Origin of the sequence: Pseudomonas sp. DWP3-1-2, from assembly GCF_049896285.1 — a bacterium.
Lineage (GTDB): Bacteria > Pseudomonadota > Gammaproteobacteria > Pseudomonadales > Pseudomonadaceae > Aquipseudomonas.
In genome coordinates, this window is record NZ_JAFCTZ010000006.1 from 1 (window position 1) to 18,798 (window position 18,798).

Annotated in this window: 13 protein-coding genes and 1 pseudogene; 11 read left to right on the forward strand and 3 right to left on the reverse strand. The window is 55.0% G+C overall.

Going from position 1 to position 18,798, the window contains the following annotated elements; translation table 11 throughout:
- The 10 genes and pseudogenes from ACP7B0_RS14935 to betT form a co-directional block, all read left to right on the forward strand.
- Nucleotides 1-457: pseudogene (locus tag ACP7B0_RS14935) on the forward strand (hypothetical protein); the annotation flags it as partial.
- Nucleotides 458-460: 3 nt separating this feature from the next.
- A complete protein-coding gene (locus ACP7B0_RS14940; protein WP_426142186.1) occupies nt 461-1,336 on the forward strand; it encodes a DUF4123 domain-containing protein in 876 nt (291 codons plus the stop codon).
- Entirely contained in the window at nt 1,329-4,694 is a 3,366-nt protein-coding gene (locus tag ACP7B0_RS14945) for a toxin VasX (protein WP_426142187.1), read from the forward strand. Before ACP7B0_RS14940 ends, ACP7B0_RS14945 begins: the two co-directional genes overlap by 8 nt.
- Before the next feature lie 5 nt (nt 4,695-4,699).
- The gene (locus ACP7B0_RS14950; protein WP_426142188.1) at nt 4,700-5,422 is read left to right on the forward strand and encodes a hypothetical protein; all 723 of its coding nucleotides are present in this window, start codon (nt 4,700-4,702) and stop codon (nt 5,420-5,422) included.
- Between the two features lie 249 nt (nt 5,423-5,671).
- Nucleotides 5,672-6,385, forward strand: a complete 714-nt coding sequence (locus ACP7B0_RS14955) for a hypothetical protein (RefSeq protein WP_426142189.1) — start codon at nt 5,672-5,674, stop codon at nt 6,383-6,385.
- Entirely contained in the window at nt 6,378-7,100 is a 723-nt protein-coding gene (locus ACP7B0_RS14960; RefSeq protein ID WP_426142190.1) for a hypothetical protein, read from the forward strand. Before ACP7B0_RS14955 ends, ACP7B0_RS14960 begins: the two co-directional genes overlap by 8 nt.
- A 339-nt stretch (nt 7,101-7,439) precedes the next feature.
- Entirely contained in the window at nt 7,440-9,221 is a 1,782-nt protein-coding gene (locus tag ACP7B0_RS14965; RefSeq protein ID WP_426142191.1) for a hypothetical protein, read from the forward strand.
- A gap of 2 nt (nt 9,222-9,223) precedes the next feature.
- Nucleotides 9,224-9,964, forward strand: coding sequence for a hypothetical protein (locus ACP7B0_RS14970; RefSeq protein WP_426142192.1), 741 nt, complete (start codon nt 9,224-9,226; stop codon nt 9,962-9,964).
- The gene (locus tag ACP7B0_RS14975; protein WP_426142193.1) at nt 9,957-10,676 is read left to right on the forward strand and encodes a hypothetical protein; all 720 of its coding nucleotides are present in this window, start codon (nt 9,957-9,959) and stop codon (nt 10,674-10,676) included. Before ACP7B0_RS14970 ends, ACP7B0_RS14975 begins: the two co-directional genes overlap by 8 nt.
- Before the next feature lie 279 nt (nt 10,677-10,955).
- On the forward strand, nt 10,956-12,911 hold the full coding sequence (betT, locus tag ACP7B0_RS14980; protein ID WP_426142379.1) for a choline transporter BetT: 1,956 nt from the start codon (nt 10,956-10,958) through the stop codon (nt 12,909-12,911).
- 237 nt (nt 12,912-13,148) lie between these two features.
- Here betT and ACP7B0_RS14985 read toward each other — a convergent pair whose 3' ends face one another.
- Entirely contained in the window at nt 13,149-14,948 is a 1,800-nt protein-coding gene (locus ACP7B0_RS14985; RefSeq protein WP_426142194.1) for an amidase, read from the reverse strand.
- Nucleotides 14,949-15,148: 200 nt separating this feature from the next.
- Here ACP7B0_RS14985 and mgrA point away from each other — a divergent pair, with 200 nt between their 5' ends.
- Nucleotides 15,149-16,186: an L-glyceraldehyde 3-phosphate reductase gene (mgrA, locus tag ACP7B0_RS14990; RefSeq protein ID WP_426142195.1), complete on the forward strand. Its 1,038-nt coding sequence runs from the start codon at nt 15,149-15,151 to the stop codon at nt 16,184-16,186.
- Nucleotides 16,187-16,251: 65 nt separating this feature from the next.
- On the opposite strand, the gene ntrC is transcribed toward mgrA, so the two are convergent.
- Entirely contained in the window at nt 16,252-17,688 is a 1,437-nt protein-coding gene (ntrC, locus tag ACP7B0_RS14995; RefSeq protein ID WP_426142196.1) for a nitrogen regulation protein NR(I), read from the reverse strand.
- Nucleotides 17,685-18,770, reverse strand: a complete 1,086-nt coding sequence (gene glnL / locus ACP7B0_RS15000; RefSeq protein WP_426142197.1) for a nitrogen regulation protein NR(II) — start codon at nt 18,768-18,770, stop codon at nt 17,685-17,687. The genes ntrC and glnL overlap by 4 nt, the downstream gene beginning before the upstream one ends.
- Nucleotides 18,771-18,798 lie beyond the last annotated feature (28 nt).

Sequence of the window (18,798 nt, forward strand, 5' to 3'; positions counted from 1 at the left end):
GCACGGCGAAGAACACCACCTCACCCACGGTGCGCGCAAGACCCAGGTCCTGGCGGACGATTCATTGACCGTTGCAGGCAACCAGCACATCAGCGCGGCGAATCATCTGGTGAGTGCGGCTCTTGAAGTCCACATGGCTGCCGGCAAGCACATGATCATCGACGCAACGCTCACCACCACGATCAAGGCGGGTGGCCACTGGATATCCATCACGCCTGCAGGAATCTTTACCAGCGTGCCGATCCTGCTGGGCGGTGCACCGATGCCGGGGATGCCAGCTGTCCCGCTAGCGCCGACGCCGCTCGAAAAGCGGGGTGTGGCTCCGGGAGCTCCGTCCACGCCCGTGTCCGAAGTGGCCGTACAGGCCCTTCGCGATGAAGTCATGCAATACCCGTCTCGCTGCGAATCATGCGAAGTGCTGGCGCAAGCAGCGGAACAACCGGACGGGGGAAATTAAGCAATGGCACACCCTTCCCAAGCCAACTACCTGTTGATTGACGGCGCATTGAGACCCAACGCACTTGCGGGGCTCTATCAGCGTCACGAGTTGTTCGAAATCGAGGCGCTTTATCTGGGCACTCGATGGAAGGATCTTCACGATCTTGGACCGATCCTGATCAAGCCTGACGCACGCAGCCCGTTGCTGTCGGAATGGCTTGAACATGAATCGCTCCGAAAAGACTCAACCCTCCTCTACAGCCGCGCCGACATCGAGCAAGTCGCCGCCCATCTGCGCCATTTCATTTCTCCACCGGATTGTCAGGGCGGCGGTTGCCTCCTGCGCTTCGCCGACCCGCTGGTGACACATTTCTGGTTGTCGAGTTATCCGTGTGGCGCAAGCCAGCACCTCGGACCAATTGAGCAGTGGTGGGTGGGCTCCCCACGCCACACTTGGGAATCACCACAGCCGATGCAATGGCAGACGTTCAGCGGCTCCGGCACCGAATCCGCGTGGGACGAGCGACATGCCGTGCTGAGCGAAGATCAGCTTGACGCGCTGGATCTGGCTCAGCGCTGGCGGTTTACGGGCCGTCTCTACAACTGGCTTGGCGAGCGCAATCCGGATTTGTTTTCCGGCTTTGCCGGTTCGCAGATCAGCGACTGGCTGAATTCCAGTCTGCAAGCGGGTCTGGAATGGGGCCTTATCACTGAACGTGCGCTCGCCATGTGGATGGAGGCTTGCGCCGACTACGGCCAGGACTTCGCCACCCGAGCGCAAAGCCCTTATCAGCAATGGTTAAGACAGAACGAGACGAACGCCGGACTGGCACCAGAGCTGCGCATTCGTGCTTTCGAACTCCATAGCCGCACGTACAAGGAAGTCGTTCATGACTGACAAAGACGGCCAATTGCCTCAACGCCGCGATTCCCAATTTCCCGACACCAGCCTTTCCGGGACGGGCACTTGCCCATTCAAGGGTCCTGACATCGCAATCGTGCCCATGCGCTACGCCCTGGACCGTTCACGCTACGACGTTGATCCCGGCAAACTCACGCCTTTGGACGCTAGCGGAAAATGGGCGCGCTATCCCAGGTTGCAAACCCGCAGCCTGACCTTGCGCCAACTGCGCGATGGGTTTGTTTACGTCTATGACGAAATGGATGAAGTGCTGCATGAGTATGCGTTCTCTGCCCGGGACGCGAGTTTGACGCAAATTCTCTGGAGCGATGCCGAGCCGGGTCTGGACATTCGTGCGAAACAAGGTGAGAGCCGCACGTATTTGCTGTATCCGCGCACCAGCCAACTGCGCATCGCATTCTCGCCCTGGCAATGGACCTGGCGCATGTGTGAGCAATTGCGTTCCAGCCCTGTGAGTCGCGCGTCATGGATGCAGCCGCTGGACCTGCGCGATTACTGCCGCAACATGTCGGTCGCGCACGGACTGCCATTGACTCGGCTGAGTGACAGGGTAATCGCCGACGTCGATCCTTATCCCGTCAATCACGACGGACGCTTCGCTGATTCAGCCCATCCGCCTACCGTACCTGATGGCGCCGAGTACACGCCGGTGCCGCTGGCTGCTGACGTGTTATGGACAGGCAGCGTCGCAGACAAATTCAGCGCCTTACTGTTCGCCCTCGATGACTCATTAGGCATGCTGGAAGACCTGGGTATGCAACTCATTGCTGATCAGGCCGCACTGTTCGCCTTTCAGGCCGAGCATGAGCACGCGATGAATATTGCCGGGATCGTGGAACGGCTCTGCGGTGTCGGCGGCGATCAAACGTTGCTACCAGCCTCGGTTAAAGGCGATGAGGCGAAAACCCGGCAGTACGTTCGCGACATCGAAGCGTATTTCGAGCAACTGGACGTCGAGGATCGGGCCGCAGCAGGGACCGAAGGGCTCATTTTGGGGGTGGTCGAATTGCCTTCGACCACGCTGGGCTACGAGCTAAAAAGCCGCTATGGCCGCCTGCCGGATCCGGCATTGCGCAGCAGTTGGCAGGATCGCAGTAAATGGCGTCGCGAAGTCGACCTGGATGCCGCACGGGATTTCACCGAAGCCCGGCAGCCACAGCTCAAGGGCTTGAAGCAGCACATCACGGACACCCAGGACGATATCAAAGCCATTGGCGAGCACATCGGAACTGATCCGATGCGCCTGTTCATCGATACCACCAACGCCACATCCCTGCATTGCCTGCTGGACCTCACGGCCGAGTTGTTGTGCAGCCTCAGCCAAGACGTTGGCTTCTCGCAGTGGCTGCAAAAAGAGGAAGAGACCAGTCGAACGCTGCTCGGCCTGGCTCGCTACGGTTTCTCCGCCCCCATCAAAGAGGCGATGACCAACGAGGCCAATCGTCTCATGTCAGGACTCTCTGACCTCACTGCCCTTGCGGGCCGGGCGGGCGAGATCAACAGCTTTCTCAATCACGATGCGATAGCGGCACATCCCTGGATAAGGGTCTTGAGCGAGCCCGTGCAGCTGACGCTGCAGGCGTTGACGGAATTAGCCAAGGGCGCAGGCAAAACGACCTTGGAAAAGATTCAACTGGCGTTCATCGCAGTGGACAGTCGCATGAGCGATAAAGCCATTGCCCTGCGCAACCTTACCATCGGTCATTTGCTGTTCAGCCATCAGGACCGGTTGAACATTGACCTAGACTTCAAAGAGCGCGTTGCCGCCTGGAGCAAGGAAGCAGAACGGCTGCGTAACGAAAAACTGGTCGTTGAGCACCACTGGTCAAACCCGGGCGGTCGTTATGACCGCAAGCGAGTGGCAGAAGTACTGGTCGAACTGAACGAGCACATCGAGCAGCACAATCTGCAACGACCGCATTTACTGGACTACGCCCAAAACCGTTACCTGCGCCGACTCCAAATGGAAATCGCCCACTTCCACAAAAACAGCGCTCAGCTGGCCGGCAACTGGCAAAGCCACGCCCGAGCCTTTACCGAACAACATGGGCTAAATGCAGGCGCAATTACCTGGGGCCTGGTGGTCGTCAACTTCTTCAATACGATGGTCACCTACCAACTCGCCAGTAAAGACGGCGATTTGAATGCCAAGGACTGGGCAAAGATCGGCTCCGCAGCGGCCTACACCGGGAACGCCCTGATGGCGGTTTTTGTGGAGACGGCTTGGGCGGGGATGAAGGGGTTGGAGACGGAAATCCGAAGTAAAACAGTTAAAATTACTGGCAAGTCAGCAAGCTATTGGGCCGGAACCGAGGGTAGGACTCAGTCTTGGGGGAAATTGATTCCTGGATTCGGTGCGCGATTAGTTGGACTCGGCGGATTTGCAGTCGTAGCCGCTTCATTGGAGCTATGGGATATCCAAGACGACTTAAGTCAGTCGGACGTCGCGCTAGATAAAACGGTTATTTCGAGCAAGAGGTATGCAGTTTTAGGTATGCTCGTTGCCGGGGGATTCCAAACAGTCGCCGGTGTCTTTGCGCTTGCAGGGCATGGCTTTCTTATTCCTTGGGTAATGAATCCTTGGTTTCTCGCCGCTACTGCGATAGTTGGTCTGGTATATTTATTCGCATCCTACGCCCTTAATTACTTGAAGCGCGATATAGTTGGGCAGTGGCTGCACAAATGCCGATGGTCTCGATTCCCTGGGGAGCGATTCCAAGACGAAGCAGAAGAAAATCAGTTATTTTTGAGGATTCAACTAAGTCCCGCGGTGTTCGTAAAATCGACTATGGAAACTAAGTTCATCAGCACCGGCCCCACTGGTTATTCACCGCGAGAAGTACCGAGCGGCGCCTGGATTCAATTAAGAGTTCCTGAAGTTTTACGCAGCAAAGTAATCCTGATAAACCTGACGGCCAGTCGTCGTCCCGGTTTGATGATGCCGGTCGAAGCCTCAGGTAACAGCCTGAAAGAGTATTTCATCGGCTACGGGACCACCGAGTCTATTGCTGACTGGGAAAGAATTCCAGACACCAAAACGCAGATGCGCTACAACGACCCGCCCTACAGACCTGTGCCTCCAGAAGGCGAGGATGTCATATGGCAGACTTGGGTTCCTGTTGCTGACAATTCTCAATATCTGGAAATACAAATCTGGTATCCAGCTTCAATCCTACCTGTAAAAGCCGCCGATAAAGGATATCTGTATCAGGTTGAACTTGATGCCGACGGACTTTCAGAGAGCAATTCCAGTCTTGACGGCAATGACAGCGTATTGTCAGTCGAAAGCCTAGGCGGTCGCAAAGAAGCTGCTAGCATTCCGATAATAGGTTGAAGCGTATGGATAGGAAAGATAGTGACAACACTCGGCAGTCTGAATTTACGAATTCAACATCCGAAGTTATTAGCGATCCTCTGGAAGGTTCAGCAGTTATGAGCTGGACAATCAAGGCTCATCCGTATCCAATGAGACTGGTCGACCAAGTCTTTGGGGCATTTTGTCTTGTTCCTATTGGCTTTTATGCCTATATAAATGCTTATGGGGAGGAAAGTAGCAGGGGGCTTTATCAGGGCCCATCTATTTTTGTTCTAATCTTGCTGCTTTTTTTCTGGCTAGTAATCGCCAGAAAAAAAACGATATACAGCTACATCCTTACCGAAGACGGCGCCCACGTTGAAGATTGGCAGGACTACGCAAGTTTTACACCCTACATTTTCAAAGGTATCGCAATCACCTTTTTTGTCGCAGTCCTGACAATGATCGCCATGGAGCCAAGCTTCATATGGATGCTAGCCGGCCCGGGTGCGATGGCATTCGCGGCTTCTTCAAAATTAATGAAGTTTGAGAACCCAGTCAGTCGTTACGGCACCAAATGGTCAAACTATGACCTTGTCTTTATCGACCGAAAAAGAAAAATAATCGTCCCGAGCTACCAAGACGACACCATGGCCGGTTTTGAAATGCATGTCGAAAAACGAAAAATCGACGAAGTTGCAGCACTTTTAAAAACCCTGATGCCCAACGCCGAATTTCGCGAGGAGGAATGGGAATGGTTTTACTGAACCATTTATCCACCGCCTTGCCAGCAGGGCATGCCCCTAACTCTGGTTCTATAAGCTACTTTGAGCCAGCCTTGAGCGCCCCGCAATTATCTGTCGCGAAGGCCCCTGAATTGATAAACGCGATGACGACGACAACCCAGTTGGTACTGACGACAATAGGTTGCAAGTCGAGAATCTAGGCGGCCGTTCAACAGCAGCTCTGCTGCTATCGCCTTTAGCTGCCTCTAGAAACAATGGAAATTTTTGAAAATGACTAACGCGCAGCCAATTGCCTTTGAATTGAAGAAATGCGTTCTGTCAGGGCAGAATGTTATGACATGGGACATCAAGGCTCACCCGCGACCCACGCTGCTTGTCGATATCGTAATGAGTGTGCTTATCCTAGTTCCCGTCGGTTTTATTTTATATGGATGGCCAGGGGGTAGTGGCGCAAAAGCTAATGGAGTGTTTGTTGGCGGCGGGCTAGTTGGAGTTGTATTCTATTTGTACTTATGGATTATGGCCGGTAGGCAGAAGACGCTGTATTCATATTGTATTGGTGAAAGCGGAGTATGCGTAGAATATCGTCAATATTATCCTAAATATGCGAAACATTTCTTCAAAGGTCTCGCTACTTTATTTTTTGTCTGCATCTTCACTATGATCGCTATGGACCCCGACTTTATCTGGATGCTCGCCGGTCCTTCAGGTTTAGCGCTTGTCGCCGCAAAGTTTTTACTGATATGGGAGAATGAGGTCGGCCATAGCTCCTTCCAGTGGGACAGACCTCAACTTGTCTTTACGGATAGAACGAGAGGCCTTGTTGTTCTTCAGCGCCGCTATGATCCAGATATTCCGTTCGAAGAGAATTGTTTATACTTTGAGGCGTTTCTGCCGAAACACCGAATTGATGAGTTCCTTGCGATCGCTAGATTATATGCGCCGTCAGGCGTGGACTATCAAGAAGGGCGTTGCTATGAGTGATCGTGAGAACGCTGATGAAGTGAGCCTCGACGCCACTGATAGCACGTCGAAAGTGCTGACTCGCGAAGCTCTTGAAGGCGCAGAAATTGCAAGCTGGAAGATTAAAGCGCATCCATATCCAATATACCCGGTGGACATAATGTTCGGCTTTATGGGTTTTCTGACAACAATTTTTTATCTTTATGGGGAGTTTCATGAAAACGAGAGCACCAGAGAATTTATAACAGGAGTTAGCAGTTTCGGTTCGTTGTTTGTGCTCTATCTTTATATAGGTTTCAGAAAAAAAACAGTGTTCAGCTATATTATTTCTGAAAGCGGTGGAAAGGTTGAGCGCTGGCTGGACTACTCAAAATACACGGGGCACATCTTCAAAGGCATCGCGATAATTTTCTTTTTCGCAGTCCTGACAATGATCTCGATTGACCCCGGTTTCATATGGATGTTGGCCGGTCCGGGCGCAATGGGCCTAGCAGCGTGCTCAAAACTGATGAAGTTCGAAAACCCGATTGAACATCACTCTACAAAGTGGTCGCGCTACGACCTGGTTTTCATTGATCGGAAAAGGAAAATAGTCGTCCCAAGCTACCAAAACAACACCATGGCCGGCTTCGCGATCCATGTCGAAAAACGCAAAATCGACGAAGTCGTCGCCCTCTTGAAAACCCTGATGCCCAACGCCGAGTTTCGCGAGGAGGAATGGGAATGGTTTTACTGACGGGTTTTAGTAAGCACTTACTTGCGATGATTAGACCGCGATCTGAAGATCATCGGGCTGGCATCAGAGCCGCGCACCCATGCTTCGGACTCCATAGCTGCACGCACAAGGACATCGCCGATGACTCACAAAAGTCGCCAATTGGCTCAACGTCGTGATTCCCTGTTCTCCATACTGCTCTTTCCGGAAAGAGCACATGAATATCGCCGGGATTGTGGGACGGCTCTGCGGTGTCGGCAGGCGATCAAACCCTGCTGCCGTTGCCCTGCTGGCCGGGCGGGCGAGATCAACAGCTTTCTCAATCACGATGCGATAGCGGCACATCCCTGGATAAGGGTCTTGAGCGAGCCCGTGCAGCTGACGCTGCAGGCGTTGACGGAATTAGCCAAGGGCGCCGGCAAAACGACCTTGGAAAATATTCAACTGGCGTTCATCGCAGTGGACAGTCGTATGAGCGATAAAGCCATTGCCCTGCGCAACCTTACCATCGGTCATTTGCTGATCAGCCATCAGGACCGGTTGAACATTGACCTGGACTTCAAAGAGCGCATTGCCGCCTGGTACATAAAAAGAGAAAAGCTTCGTCGGGAAAAACAGGTCGTTGAGTATCGGTGGTCGAGGCCGGACGGTCGTTATGATCGAAAGGTGATAGCAGACGTCCTCGTCGAGCTTAACGAGCGGATAAAACTGCACGACTTGCAACAGCCTCTTTTGCTCGACTACTCCAAAAACCGCTACCTGCGCCAGCTACAACTGGAAATCGCCCGTTTCTTCTACAACAGTTCCCGAACGGCCGGGAACTGGCAAAGCCACGCCCGCGCCTTCACTGAAAAACACGGGCTGAACGCAGGTGCGATCACGTTGGGTCTGGTTGTGGTCAATTTTTTCAACACAATGGCGACCTACGAGCTTGCCAGCCGGGATGGCGAACTGAATGCCAAGGACTGGGCCAAGGTTGGATCGGCGGCGGCTTATACCGGAAACGCACTGATGGCGGTTTTTGTTGAGACGGCTTGGGCGGGGATGAAGGGGTTGGCTGTTAAAACGAGTAAAAAAGAAGTCATAAAAATTACTCAACGCTCTGCGGCTTACTGGGCAAGTATGGGGAAGTCGGAGTGGGGGGCACTGATAAAGGGGTTTGGTACAAGATTAATAGGTCTGGGTGGTTTTCTGATTTTAGCGGCTTCATTAGAGTTATGGGAAATCGCGGATAATGAAGCACAGACCGAAGTTGCGCTGGAGAGAGATTTTCTATCCATAAAAAACTATGCTGTTTGGGGTATTCTGACAATCGGGGGAATACAAGCAGCCGCGGGTGTTTTCGCACTTTCCGGCCATGGCTTTCTGATACCTTTCGTTATGAGTTCCTGGTTCGTGGCTGGAACTGCAATTGTAGGACTGATTTATCTATTCGTAACGTATGCGCTTAACTACTTAAAAAGTGATGCCATTGGACGTTGGCTACATAAATGTAGATGGTCCCGAGCCCTTGACGAGCGCTTTATAGATGAAACCGAGGAGAATCAACTATTTCTAGAAGTCCAGCTGAGTCCGTCGCTTTTCGTAAAGCCAACCTTCGAGGTGAAACAGGTTTATAGCGGGCGTGCCGGTTATCTACCTCGTGAGGTGTCTAACGGCGCTTGGATTCAGCTTCGCATCCCCGCGTTCCTCCGTGGTGAAATCATTCATGTAAATCTAACGGCTAGTGACCGTCCTGGGTATGTCATGCCAGTGAAAGCGTCAGGCGGTAGTCTTCAAGAGCATTTCATTGGCTATGGAACTATTGAAACTACCGCCGAATGGAGCAAAGCTTCCGACCAAAAAACGCAGATCCGCTACAACGATCCGCCGTCTAGAACTGCCCCACCTCGAGGAGAGGACGTTATCTGGCAAACTTGGATTCCGATCACCGACAATGCTGAGTATCTCGAGCTCCAGGTTTGGTATCCCACTGCTATTCTCCCGGCCAAAGACAATGACAAGTGTTATCGCTATCAGATAGAACTGAAAGCAGAGGGTTTATCAGAAAGTAATAGTCACACCCCTAGTGATGGCAGCGTGCTTTCCGTTGAGGGCTTTGGTGGTCGTACAGAAGCAGCTATTCTGCCGATAGTAGGCTAGATATGAAAGCAATAACGAAGGTCAAGACTCGGCTGAGTCAACCAGAAAAATCTCTGCCTGAATTGCCTATATCGCAGTCTCTGCAGGAAGAAGAAATTATGAAGTGGACGATCAAAGCTCACCCCCATCTCGTATTTCCCGTTGATGCTATGTTCGGCGTATTCGGATTTATGGTGGGTATGGTTTATTTATATGGGCAGTATCATGAAAGCGAAACTTTCCGAGAGAGCACAACTGGGTCCTGTGTTTTTGTTTCGTTGCTTTTAATATACTTTTATATAGGCGCAAGGAAAAAAACAGTCTTCAATTATCGTATTACCAAAAACGGTGGCGATGTTGAGTATTGGTTAGATCACTCAAAATATACAGGTCATGCTTTCAAGGGTATTGCCGTCTTGTCTTTTGTTGTCATCCTGACATTGGTCGCTCTGGATCCTTTTTTCATTTGGGCCCTCGCCGGACCCGCAGGAATGGCCGTCGCCGCAGCGAGTGGCTTACTCAAATGGGAAAATGAAATCAGCTACAGCAGTTTTGAATGGGATAGACCTCACCTCATATTCGTCGATAGAACGAGAGGCCTTGTTGTTCTTCAGCGCCGCTATGATCCAGATATTCCGTTCGAAGACAATTATTTATACTTTGAGGCGTTTCTGCCGAAACATCGAATTGATGAGTTCCTTGCGATCGCTAGATTATATGCGCCGTCAGGCGTGGACTATCAAGAAGGGCGTTGCTATGAGTGATCGTGAGAACGCTGATGAAGTGAGCCTCGACGCCATTGATAGCACGTCGAAAGTGCTGACTCGCGAAGCTCTTGAAGGCGCAGAAATTGCAGGGTGGACAATCAAGGCTCATCCGTATCCAATGAGACTGGTCGACCAAGTCTTTGGGGCATTTTGTCTTGTTCCTATTGGCTTTTATGCCTATATAAATGCTTATGGGGAGGAAAGTAGCAGGGGGCTTTATCAGGGCTCATGTATTTTTGTTCTAATCTTGCTGCTTTTTTTCTGGCTAGTAATCGCCAGAAAAAAAATGATATACAGCTACATCCTTACCGAAGACGGCGCGCATGTTGAAGATTGGCAAGACTACGCAAGTTTTACACCATACATTTTCAAAGGTATCGCAATCACCTTTTTTGTCGCGGTCCTGACAATGATCGCCATGGAGCCAAGCTTCATCTGGATGCTCGCCGGCCCTGGTGCGATGGCGTTTGCGGCTTCTTCAAAACTAATGACGTTCGAAAATCCGGTCAGGCAACGCACCAAAAAATGGTCACGCTACGACCTTGTTTTTATTGACCGAAAAAGAAAAATGATCGTCACCAGCTACCAGAACAACACAATGGTCGGCTTCGAAATACACGTCGAAAAACGCAAAATCGACGAAGTCGCAGCCCTTTTGAAAACCCTCATGCCTAACGCTGAGTTCCGCGAGGAGGCGTGGAAGTGGTGAAGCAGAAACGTTTCAGTAATCGTCTCGGCGGCAGGGAACGAACCCCGTAAATCAAGCGTCATAACCTCCCTTGAGCCAGCTTCCATGGGCCTGCGATTAGCCGTCGTGGGTGCTTTCGTGTTTTAATTGAACGCTTGTTCAATATAAATCGGTGGTTCGCTGCCCGCTCACAACAGGAGGCTTACCTTTGCTTAACCCTTGTTTTTCCGCCTTGCTCCTTTGCAGGGAGGCGCCGTTTTTATGAGTGCGCCTGCTTCGCAATCCAGCGGCATGGTCCGCATGAACCCGCCGGTCTTCTATTTCGCGGCGTCTTTTATTCTGATTTTCGGTGTGGTCGTCATCGCGTTTCCGGAGGCTTCCGGCCAATGGTTGCTGGCGGCGCAGAACTGGGCGGCCAACACGGTTGGCTGGTACTACATGCTGGCGATGACCTTGTATCTGGTCTTCGTGGTGGTCACCGCCTTGTCGGGCTACGGCAAGATCAAGCTCGGTGCCGACCACGACGAGCCCGAGTTCAGTTATCTGTCCTGGGCCGGCATGCTGTTTGCCGCCGGGATCAGCATCACGCTGTTCTTCTTCTGTGTTTCCGAGCCTCTGACTCACATGCTGCAACCGCCCCAGGGCGAAAGCGGGACGACGGAGTCAGCGCGGCAGGCGATGCAGTTGCTGTTTCTGCATTGGGGCCTGCATGGCTGGGGCGTTTTCGCCTTCGTCGGCATGGCGCTGGCCTACTTCGCGTACCGGCATAACTTGCCACTGGCCTTGCGTTCGGCGCTGTACCCACTGATCGGCAAGCGCATCAATGGGCCCATCGGTTATGCGGTGGATGGCTTCGGCATCATCGCGACCATCTTCGGCCTGGGTGCCGACATGGGTTTTGGCGTGTTGCACCTGAACTCCGGTCTGGATTACCTGTTCGGCATGCCGCACACCCAGTGGATTCAGGTGGGGTTGATCACGCTGATGATGGGCGCGGCGATTCTGGTGGCGATTGCCGGTGTCGATAAAGGCGTGCGCGTCATGTCCGACATCAACATGTTGCTGGCCTGTGCGCTGCTGCTATTCGTGTTGTTTGCCGGGCCGACCCAGCACTTGCTCAATACGCTGGTGCAGAACATCGGGGATTACCTGGGCGCACTGCCGACCAAGAGTTTTGACGTCTACGCCTATGACAAACCGAGCGACTGGCTGGGCGGCTGGACGGTGTTTTATTGGGCCTGGTGGATTGCCTGGTCGCCGTTCGTCGGGCTGTTTATCGCCCGTATTTCCCGTGGCCGGACTATTCGTGAGTTTGTCTTTGGCGTGCTGCTGATCCCGCTGGGCTTCACCCTGGCCTGGATGTCGATTTTCGGTAACAGTGCCATCGATCAAGTGATCAATCACGGCATGGTCGCATTGGGGCAATCGGCCATTGATGACCCGTCTATGACGTTGTATCTGCTGCTGGAAACCTATCCGTGGAGCAAAACGGTCATCGCGGTGACGGTGTTCATCAGTTTCGTGTTTTTCGTGACCTCGGCAGACTCGGGCACGGTTGTGCTATCGACCCTGTCCGCCAAAGGCGGCAACCCCGATGAAGACGGCCCGAAATGGCTGCGGGTTTTCTGGGGCGTGGCGACGGCGGTGATCACCAGCGGGCTGTTGTTCTCCGGCAGTATCGATGCGCTCAAATCCGCGGTTGTCCTGACGTCGCTGCCGTTCTCGCTGATCCTGCTGTTGATGATGTGGGGGCTGCACAAAGCGTTCTTCATGGAGTCCCAGCGGCAGATTGCCCAGCTGTATTCGTTGGCCCCGGCATCCGGCGCGCGACGCGGCGGTTGGCGCCAGCGTCTGAGCCAGGCCGTGCATTACCCGTCTCGGGACGAGGTGTATCGCTTCCTTGAGCAGACCGTGCGCCCGGCCATTGAAGACGTTACCGCCGTGTTCGTGGAGAAGGGCTTGAACGTGGTTGCTCAGCCTGATCCTGCCAACGACAGCGTGAGCCTGGAAATCGGCCATGGCGAAGAACGGCCGTTCATTTATCAAGTGATGATGAAGGGCTTCTTCACGCCGTCGTTCGCACGGGGCGGCATGGGCTCCAAACAGTTGAACAACCGTCGCTACTACCGCGCCGAGGTTCATCTGAGCGAGGGCAGTCAGGAGTACGATCTGGTGGGTTACACCAAGGAGCAGGTCATCAACGACATCCTCGATCAGTACGAGCGGCATATGCAGTTCTTGCATTTGGTGCGCTAAGGTCGGGAGAAACGCCGGAGTGTTCATCGCTCCGGCGTTTTTTTTCGCCTTCATTTTCCGCAAGGCCTTCGTTGACGCGCAGGGCCGTGTTCAGTGGCTCATGCGGGTAGTGCGCCCACCCGAGCGTTGGCTGCCATGCAATGCTGAAGATTGGATCAGTCACCACGCTGGCGGCTGCCGGCATGAACTGGGGGGTGGTCAAGGCCTTCCAGGCAATGGGGAAAAACGGTTCCCGGATCATGAGTGTTGCCTGCCTTGGAGAATTACCACCGGATCATTCGAGCACTCGGAGGGAATTTCCCAAAGTCTGAGGACGGGGGCCTTTGATGCAACGCCCGTGAATACCGGGTCCATGGGCGCTTTGGTGTGGTACTTGGCAAACCGGTCCTGAAAGTCGATGGCCGCTTGCACCAGCACAGGCTCGCTGAAGCGACGCCCCCAAAACGCTGCCGTGATGGGCAGCGGCCGATCCAGACCCGATTGCCCATGACCGATCGGGAAGGTCACCATCGGCCATGCCAATCCATTCGGCGCCTCGACAGAACCGCGCCTTTTGGGGATTCGGTCCTCATAGGGGGCGGACAGCAGGCCCAGATGCGCACCCAGCGGCATGACCATCATGAAGTCGATGTTGTCGCGATCCAGGGCCTGCTCGAAAAGCATCTGCTGCTGGCGGCGGCGGTTCTCCGCTTCGGCCCGAATGCCTACGGGAATGATGCCTGCGATATGGTGATTTTCATCCGGCCTGTAGAGGCGCATCAGTTCTTCGCGGTGCGCTTCATTGTCCAATGAGGCCGCGAAATCCCGTATGGCCAGCCAGTGCAGCGTTTCTAACTGATTGGGGTAGGTCGTTCCGATAGGCCCATTGACTCGCAGAAGTAGCTGGCCGTCTTCCCCTTCGACGTCGTAAAAAGGGTAGGGGGTGAAATAAGGTGCATTAGCCTCGATAGTCAGGTCCAGACCCGGAAATTCGACGATATTGGCACCCAGGTTGGCAAGTTCGCCCTTGAATCGCTCGAACGCGCTTTTGTAATCCGTGTCGTAGGATTCGTCTGGCGGCACGTTCAACTCAAGCCAGTCCGTCTGGGGGATGCCAATGTTCAAACCCTGGAGAGGTCGCGGGCCGGGACGTGCATTGATGGGCAGTTGCTTCGCCAATCCAGGTGCCGACACGGTTTGCGGATCGTTCTGTGCATCACTGCCAGCGATAAGCGAGAGCATTAACGAAGCGTCGCGCATTGAACGTGCCATGGGGCCGACCACATCCCACCCTGTTCGCAGCGGCATGACGCCGGAACCCGGCACCACGCCGAGTGAAGGCTTGATCGCGCTGATCCCATTGGCGGATGCAGGAATGATCATGGAACCGGCGGTTTCTTCGCCCAGCGTCGCAGCAATTAGCCGGGCGGCGGGGGCGACTGCCGAACCCTGGCTTGAGCCGCCGGGCGGGCGCGCCGGGTCCCAGGCGTTCACAGCGAATTGGCCCACCACATCGCCTGAATATTCTGAGCACATGGTATGGCCCACGATCACTGCGCCTTGTGCGCGAAGCCGGGCGACGCAGGTCGCGTCTCGCAGCGCCCTATTGGCGCTGAACGTCTGCGTACCGTTTTTGGTTGCAAGCCCTTGGATGCCAATGGAGTCCTTCACGGCTATGGGAATGCCACACAAGGGTGGTGCGGGACCGCGTTCATCGTTCGGGTTTTGCAGCCACAGGTCCGCTTGCTGTGCCTGAGCCATCAGCTCGGAGATATCCGCAAGCCGGGCGAAGGCGTTGTAATAACCGTTGTTCGCATAGGTCTCGAACGGGCCGTTCAGCGCGCTGATGCGGTCCAGATACGCCGTGAGCACCGCTTCAGACGTCAATTTATCCGGATTGCCCTCACGAAAAAGCGCCGCCATTTCAACGACTTCATAGTCGACGATGCGCTCGCGTCTCGTGATGTCTGCTCCACGAGGCAGCGCTGCAAGCAGGCGGGCGTTGTTGGCATGTTCTTCAGGGGTGAATTGAAGAGGGGATGAAGGTGGGTTGTCCATGACCGATCTGCTCCTTGAGACCTCAATCCAGAGGTTTCAAAAAAGCTAATCAGCGTGCGCCGCGTTTGTAAACTGTCAGAAGTTACAGTCGCGGCGAGGGGTTGCAGGTGCCCCCGGCAGTTCCAACCGATCACCCCAATGCCCAGAACTTCCATGGCTGGCGTATGGTCGTCTGATAACAACTCACACGCGAGGATCAGATGACTTACATCGCAGCCGAAAACCGTTACGAGATCATCCCTTACCGCCGCACGGGGCGCAGTGGCCTGGTGTTGCCCGCATTGTCCCTGGGCTTGTGGCACAACTTTGGCGACAGCACACCCATCGACACCCAGCGCGCTATGTTGCGCACGGCGTTTGATCTGGGCATCAACCATTTTGATCTCGCCAACAACTATGGCCCGCCCTACGGCAGTGCCGAGACGAATTTTGGGCGCCTGTTGCGTGAGGATTTCGCCCGGTACCGCGACGAGCTGATCATCTCCACCAAAGCCGGTTGGGACATGTGGCCGGGGCCTTATGGTCAGGGCGGTGGTTCGCGCAAGTATGTACTGGCCAGCCTCGATCAAAGCCTGCAACGCATGGGGCTGGATTATGTGGATATCTTTTATTCCCACCGGTTTGACCCGGACACACCCCTGGAAGAAACCGCCAGCGCGCTAGCGACGGCCGTGCAGCAAGGCAAGGCGCTGTATATCGGATTGTCTTCGTATTCCGGCGCGAAAACCCGGGAGATGGCCGCGTTGCTCAGGGAGTGGAACGTGCCGCTGTTGATCCATCAACCGGCCTATAACCTGCTCAATCGCTGGATCGAAAAGGACCTGCTGGACGCCACCGAAGAACTGGGTGCGGGTGTCATCGCCTTCACGGCGCTGGCCCAAGGGTTGCTCACCGACAAATACCTGAACGGGATTCCGAAGGATGCGCGGGTCAACCGTCCCGGTGGTGGCTCGCTGCAGGCGTCGCACTTGTCCGAGGAAAACCTGGAGCACGTGCTGGCGCTCAATGACATCGCCAAGCGTCGTGGCCAGAGCCTGGCGCAAATGGCCTTGGCCTGGACCCTACGCGACCCGCGTGTGACCTCAGCGTTGATCGGCGCCAGTCGGCCAGAGCAAATTGTTGAAAACGTCGAAGCACTCAAAAACCTCAAGTTCAGCCCGGAAGAACTGGCCGAAATCGACAGGTTTGCGGTGGAAGGCGGGATTAATCTGTGGGAAAAGCCGTCGTCGGCCGAGTAGCGGAGTCACAGGCTTGCAGGTGCCGCCTGTGAGCACCTGCAAGCCTGTAGAGGTTGCTGCTTTAATCAGGCCTCATCACCCTCGTCGTCATCGGCGCCATCTATCTTCATGCCCAGCTCCTTGATTTTGCGCGTCAAGGTGTTGCGGCCCCAGCCCAACAGCACGGCGGCATCGCGACGGCGACCGGCGGTATGCTTCAAGGCGGTTTCGATCATGATGCGTTCGAAGGTCGGAACGGCGCTGTCCAGCAAGCTGGACTGACCGCGTGCGAGCGCTTGATCAGCCCACTGACGCAGTGCCTGCTCCCAGTTGGTCACAGGGGCCGCGTCTTGCGGCAGGCTCAGCAGTTCCGGCGGCAAGTCGCTGATGTGGACTTCGCGGCCGGACGCCATGACGGTGATCCAGCGGCACGTGTTTTCCAGTTGGCGCACGTTGCCCGGCCAAGGCAGATGCTTGAGGTATTCCTCGGTTTCCGCCTTGAGCAGCTTCGGCTCGACCGCCAGTTCCTGAGCCGCACGGCTGAGGAAATGCTTGGCCAGAGTCGGGATGTCTTCGCGGCGGTCGGACATGCGCGGAATATGGATGCGGATCACGTTAAGACGGTGGAACAAGTCTTCACGGAATTTGCCTGCCTGCACCAGGGTTTCCAGATTCTGGTGCGTCGCGGCGATGATGCGTACATCGACCTTGACCGGTGTATGACCGCCAACCCGGTAAAACTCGCCATCCGCCAGGACCCGAAGCAAACGCGTCTGGGTGTCGGCAGGCATGTCACCGATTTCATCGAGGAACAGCGTGCCGCCATCGGCTTGCTCGAAACGACCACGACGCAAATTGGCTGCGCCGGTAAACGCGCCTTTTTCGTGGCCGAACAGCTCGGACTCCATCAGGTCTTTCGGAATCGCTGCCATGTTCAACGCGATGAAGGGCGAGGCCGAGCGCGGGCTGTGGCGGTGCAAGGCGTGGGCAACCAGTTCTTTACCGGTACCCGATTCGCCGTTGATCAACACAGTGATGTTGGAATGGCTCAAGCGGCCAATGGCGCGAAACACTTCCTGCATCGCTGGCGCTTCGCCAATGATTTCAGGGGTGCGGGTCAGGGTTGGCGCAACGTCCATGCCTTGCTGTTCCTGGGCATGCTGGTTGGCACGCTTGACCAGGGACACCGCTTCATCTACGTCGAACGGCTTGGGCAGGTATTCGAACGCGCCCCCTTGATAGGACGCCACGGCGCTATCGAGGTCCGAATGGGCGGTCATGATGATGACCGGCAGGCGCGGATGCTGCTCGCGGATCCGTGCCAACAGGTCCAGGCCACTGGCGCCGGGCATGCGGATGTCGGAGATGATCACGTCCGGTTGCTGACGGGCCAGGCGACTCATCACGCCATCGGCGCTGTCGAAGCTTTGTGTGGTCATGCCTTCCTGTTGCAAGGCCTTTTCCAGTACCCAGCGGATGGAACGGTCGTCATCAACGATCCAGACAGTTTCACTACGGCTCATGTCGAAGCTGCTCCTTGTTCCAGCGGCAGAAAGATCGAAAACGTGGTGTGGCCAGGATGGCTGTCACATTCGATCAGTCCTTGATGCTGGCTAATTATGTTCTGGGTAATGGCAAGTCCGAGCCCGGTGCCATCGGGACGGCCGCTCACCATCGGGTAAAAAATGGTTTCCTGAAGCTCGGTCGGGATGCCGGGGCCGTTGTCGATGATTTCAACTTTAGCCACCAGCCGATGACGGACATGCCCAATGGTGAACTGGCGCATGGCCCGTGTACGCAGGCTGATGCGACCCAGGCGTAGCTCGTTCTGGCTGCTGATAGCCTGCATGGCGTTACGCACGATATTGAGCACCGCCTGGATCATCTGTTCGCGGTCGATCAATACGTCGGGAATACTGGGGTCGTAGTCGCGCACCAAGGTGATGCATCCCTGGCTTTCGGCTTCGACCAGGCTGCACACGCGCTCAAGCACTTCATGGACATTGGTCATCGCCAGCGAAGGCAGTTTGTTGGAGCCCAGCATGCGATCCACCAGATTACGCAGGCGGTCGGCTTCTTCGATGATGACGTTGGTGTAGTCCTTGAGGCTTTCTTCGGGCAGTTCACGGGCCAGCAGTTGTGCGGCGCCACGGATGCCACCCAGTGGGTTCTTGATCTCATGGGCGAGGCCACGCACCAGCATCTTGGTGGTTTCCTGCTTGGACAGCTGGGCCTCTTCCTTGGTGATCCGCAGCAGCCGGTCACGTGGGTGGACTTCCAGCAACAGCAGGGTTTCGCCCTGGCTGAGGATCGGCGTGACCGCGTAATCGACGGTCAGCGTCTGACCGGTCAGGGCGGTGAGCTGGGCCTCGCGCTTGGTGAACGGGTGCGCTTGTTCCACGGCCTGACGCAACGAGCTCAAGGCTTCTGCCGATTCGGTGAACAACTCACTGATGAATTGCCCGTGACTGCGTTGCCCGCTAATGGCCAGCAGCATTTCGGCTGCGGGGTTCATGTACTCAAGGCGCAGGTCGGCATTGAGCAGAATGGTGGCAGTGGTCAGGTTATCCAGTAACAAACGGTGCAGCGCGTCGCTGATAGTCATGAACGTCTTTGACCTCTTTTGGCACATT

Excerpts from the sequence above, each read along its gene's own strand:
- betT (WP_426142379.1), top strand. The coding sequence starts at position 10,956 with ATGAACCCGCCGGTCTTCTATTTCGCGGCGTCTTTTATTCTGATTTTC.
- ACP7B0_RS14950 (WP_426142188.1), top strand. The coding sequence starts at position 4,700 with ATGGATAGGAAAGATAGTGACAACACTCGGCAGTCTGAATTTACGAAT.
- ntrC (WP_426142196.1), bottom strand. The coding sequence starts at position 17,688 with ATGAGCCGTAGTGAAACTGTCTGGATCGTTGATGACGACCGTTCCATC.
- ACP7B0_RS14940 (WP_426142186.1), top strand. The coding sequence starts at position 461 with ATGGCACACCCTTCCCAAGCCAACTACCTGTTGATTGACGGCGCATTG.
- ACP7B0_RS14955 (WP_426142189.1), top strand. The coding sequence starts at position 5,672 with ATGACTAACGCGCAGCCAATTGCCTTTGAATTGAAGAAATGCGTTCTG.
- glnL (WP_426142197.1), bottom strand. The coding sequence starts at position 18,770 with ATGACTATCAGCGACGCGCTGCACCGTTTGTTACTGGATAACCTGACC.
- ACP7B0_RS14960 (WP_426142190.1), top strand. The coding sequence starts at position 6,378 with ATGAGTGATCGTGAGAACGCTGATGAAGTGAGCCTCGACGCCACTGAT.
- ACP7B0_RS14945 (WP_426142187.1), top strand. The coding sequence starts at position 1,329 with ATGACTGACAAAGACGGCCAATTGCCTCAACGCCGCGATTCCCAATTT.
- ACP7B0_RS14970 (WP_426142192.1), top strand. The coding sequence starts at position 9,224 with ATGAAAGCAATAACGAAGGTCAAGACTCGGCTGAGTCAACCAGAAAAA.
- ACP7B0_RS14975 (WP_426142193.1), top strand. The coding sequence starts at position 9,957 with ATGAGTGATCGTGAGAACGCTGATGAAGTGAGCCTCGACGCCATTGAT.
- mgrA (WP_426142195.1), top strand. The coding sequence starts at position 15,149 with ATGACTTACATCGCAGCCGAAAACCGTTACGAGATCATCCCTTACCGC.
- ACP7B0_RS14985 (WP_426142194.1), bottom strand. The coding sequence starts at position 14,948 with ATGGACAACCCACCTTCATCCCCTCTTCAATTCACCCCTGAAGAACAT.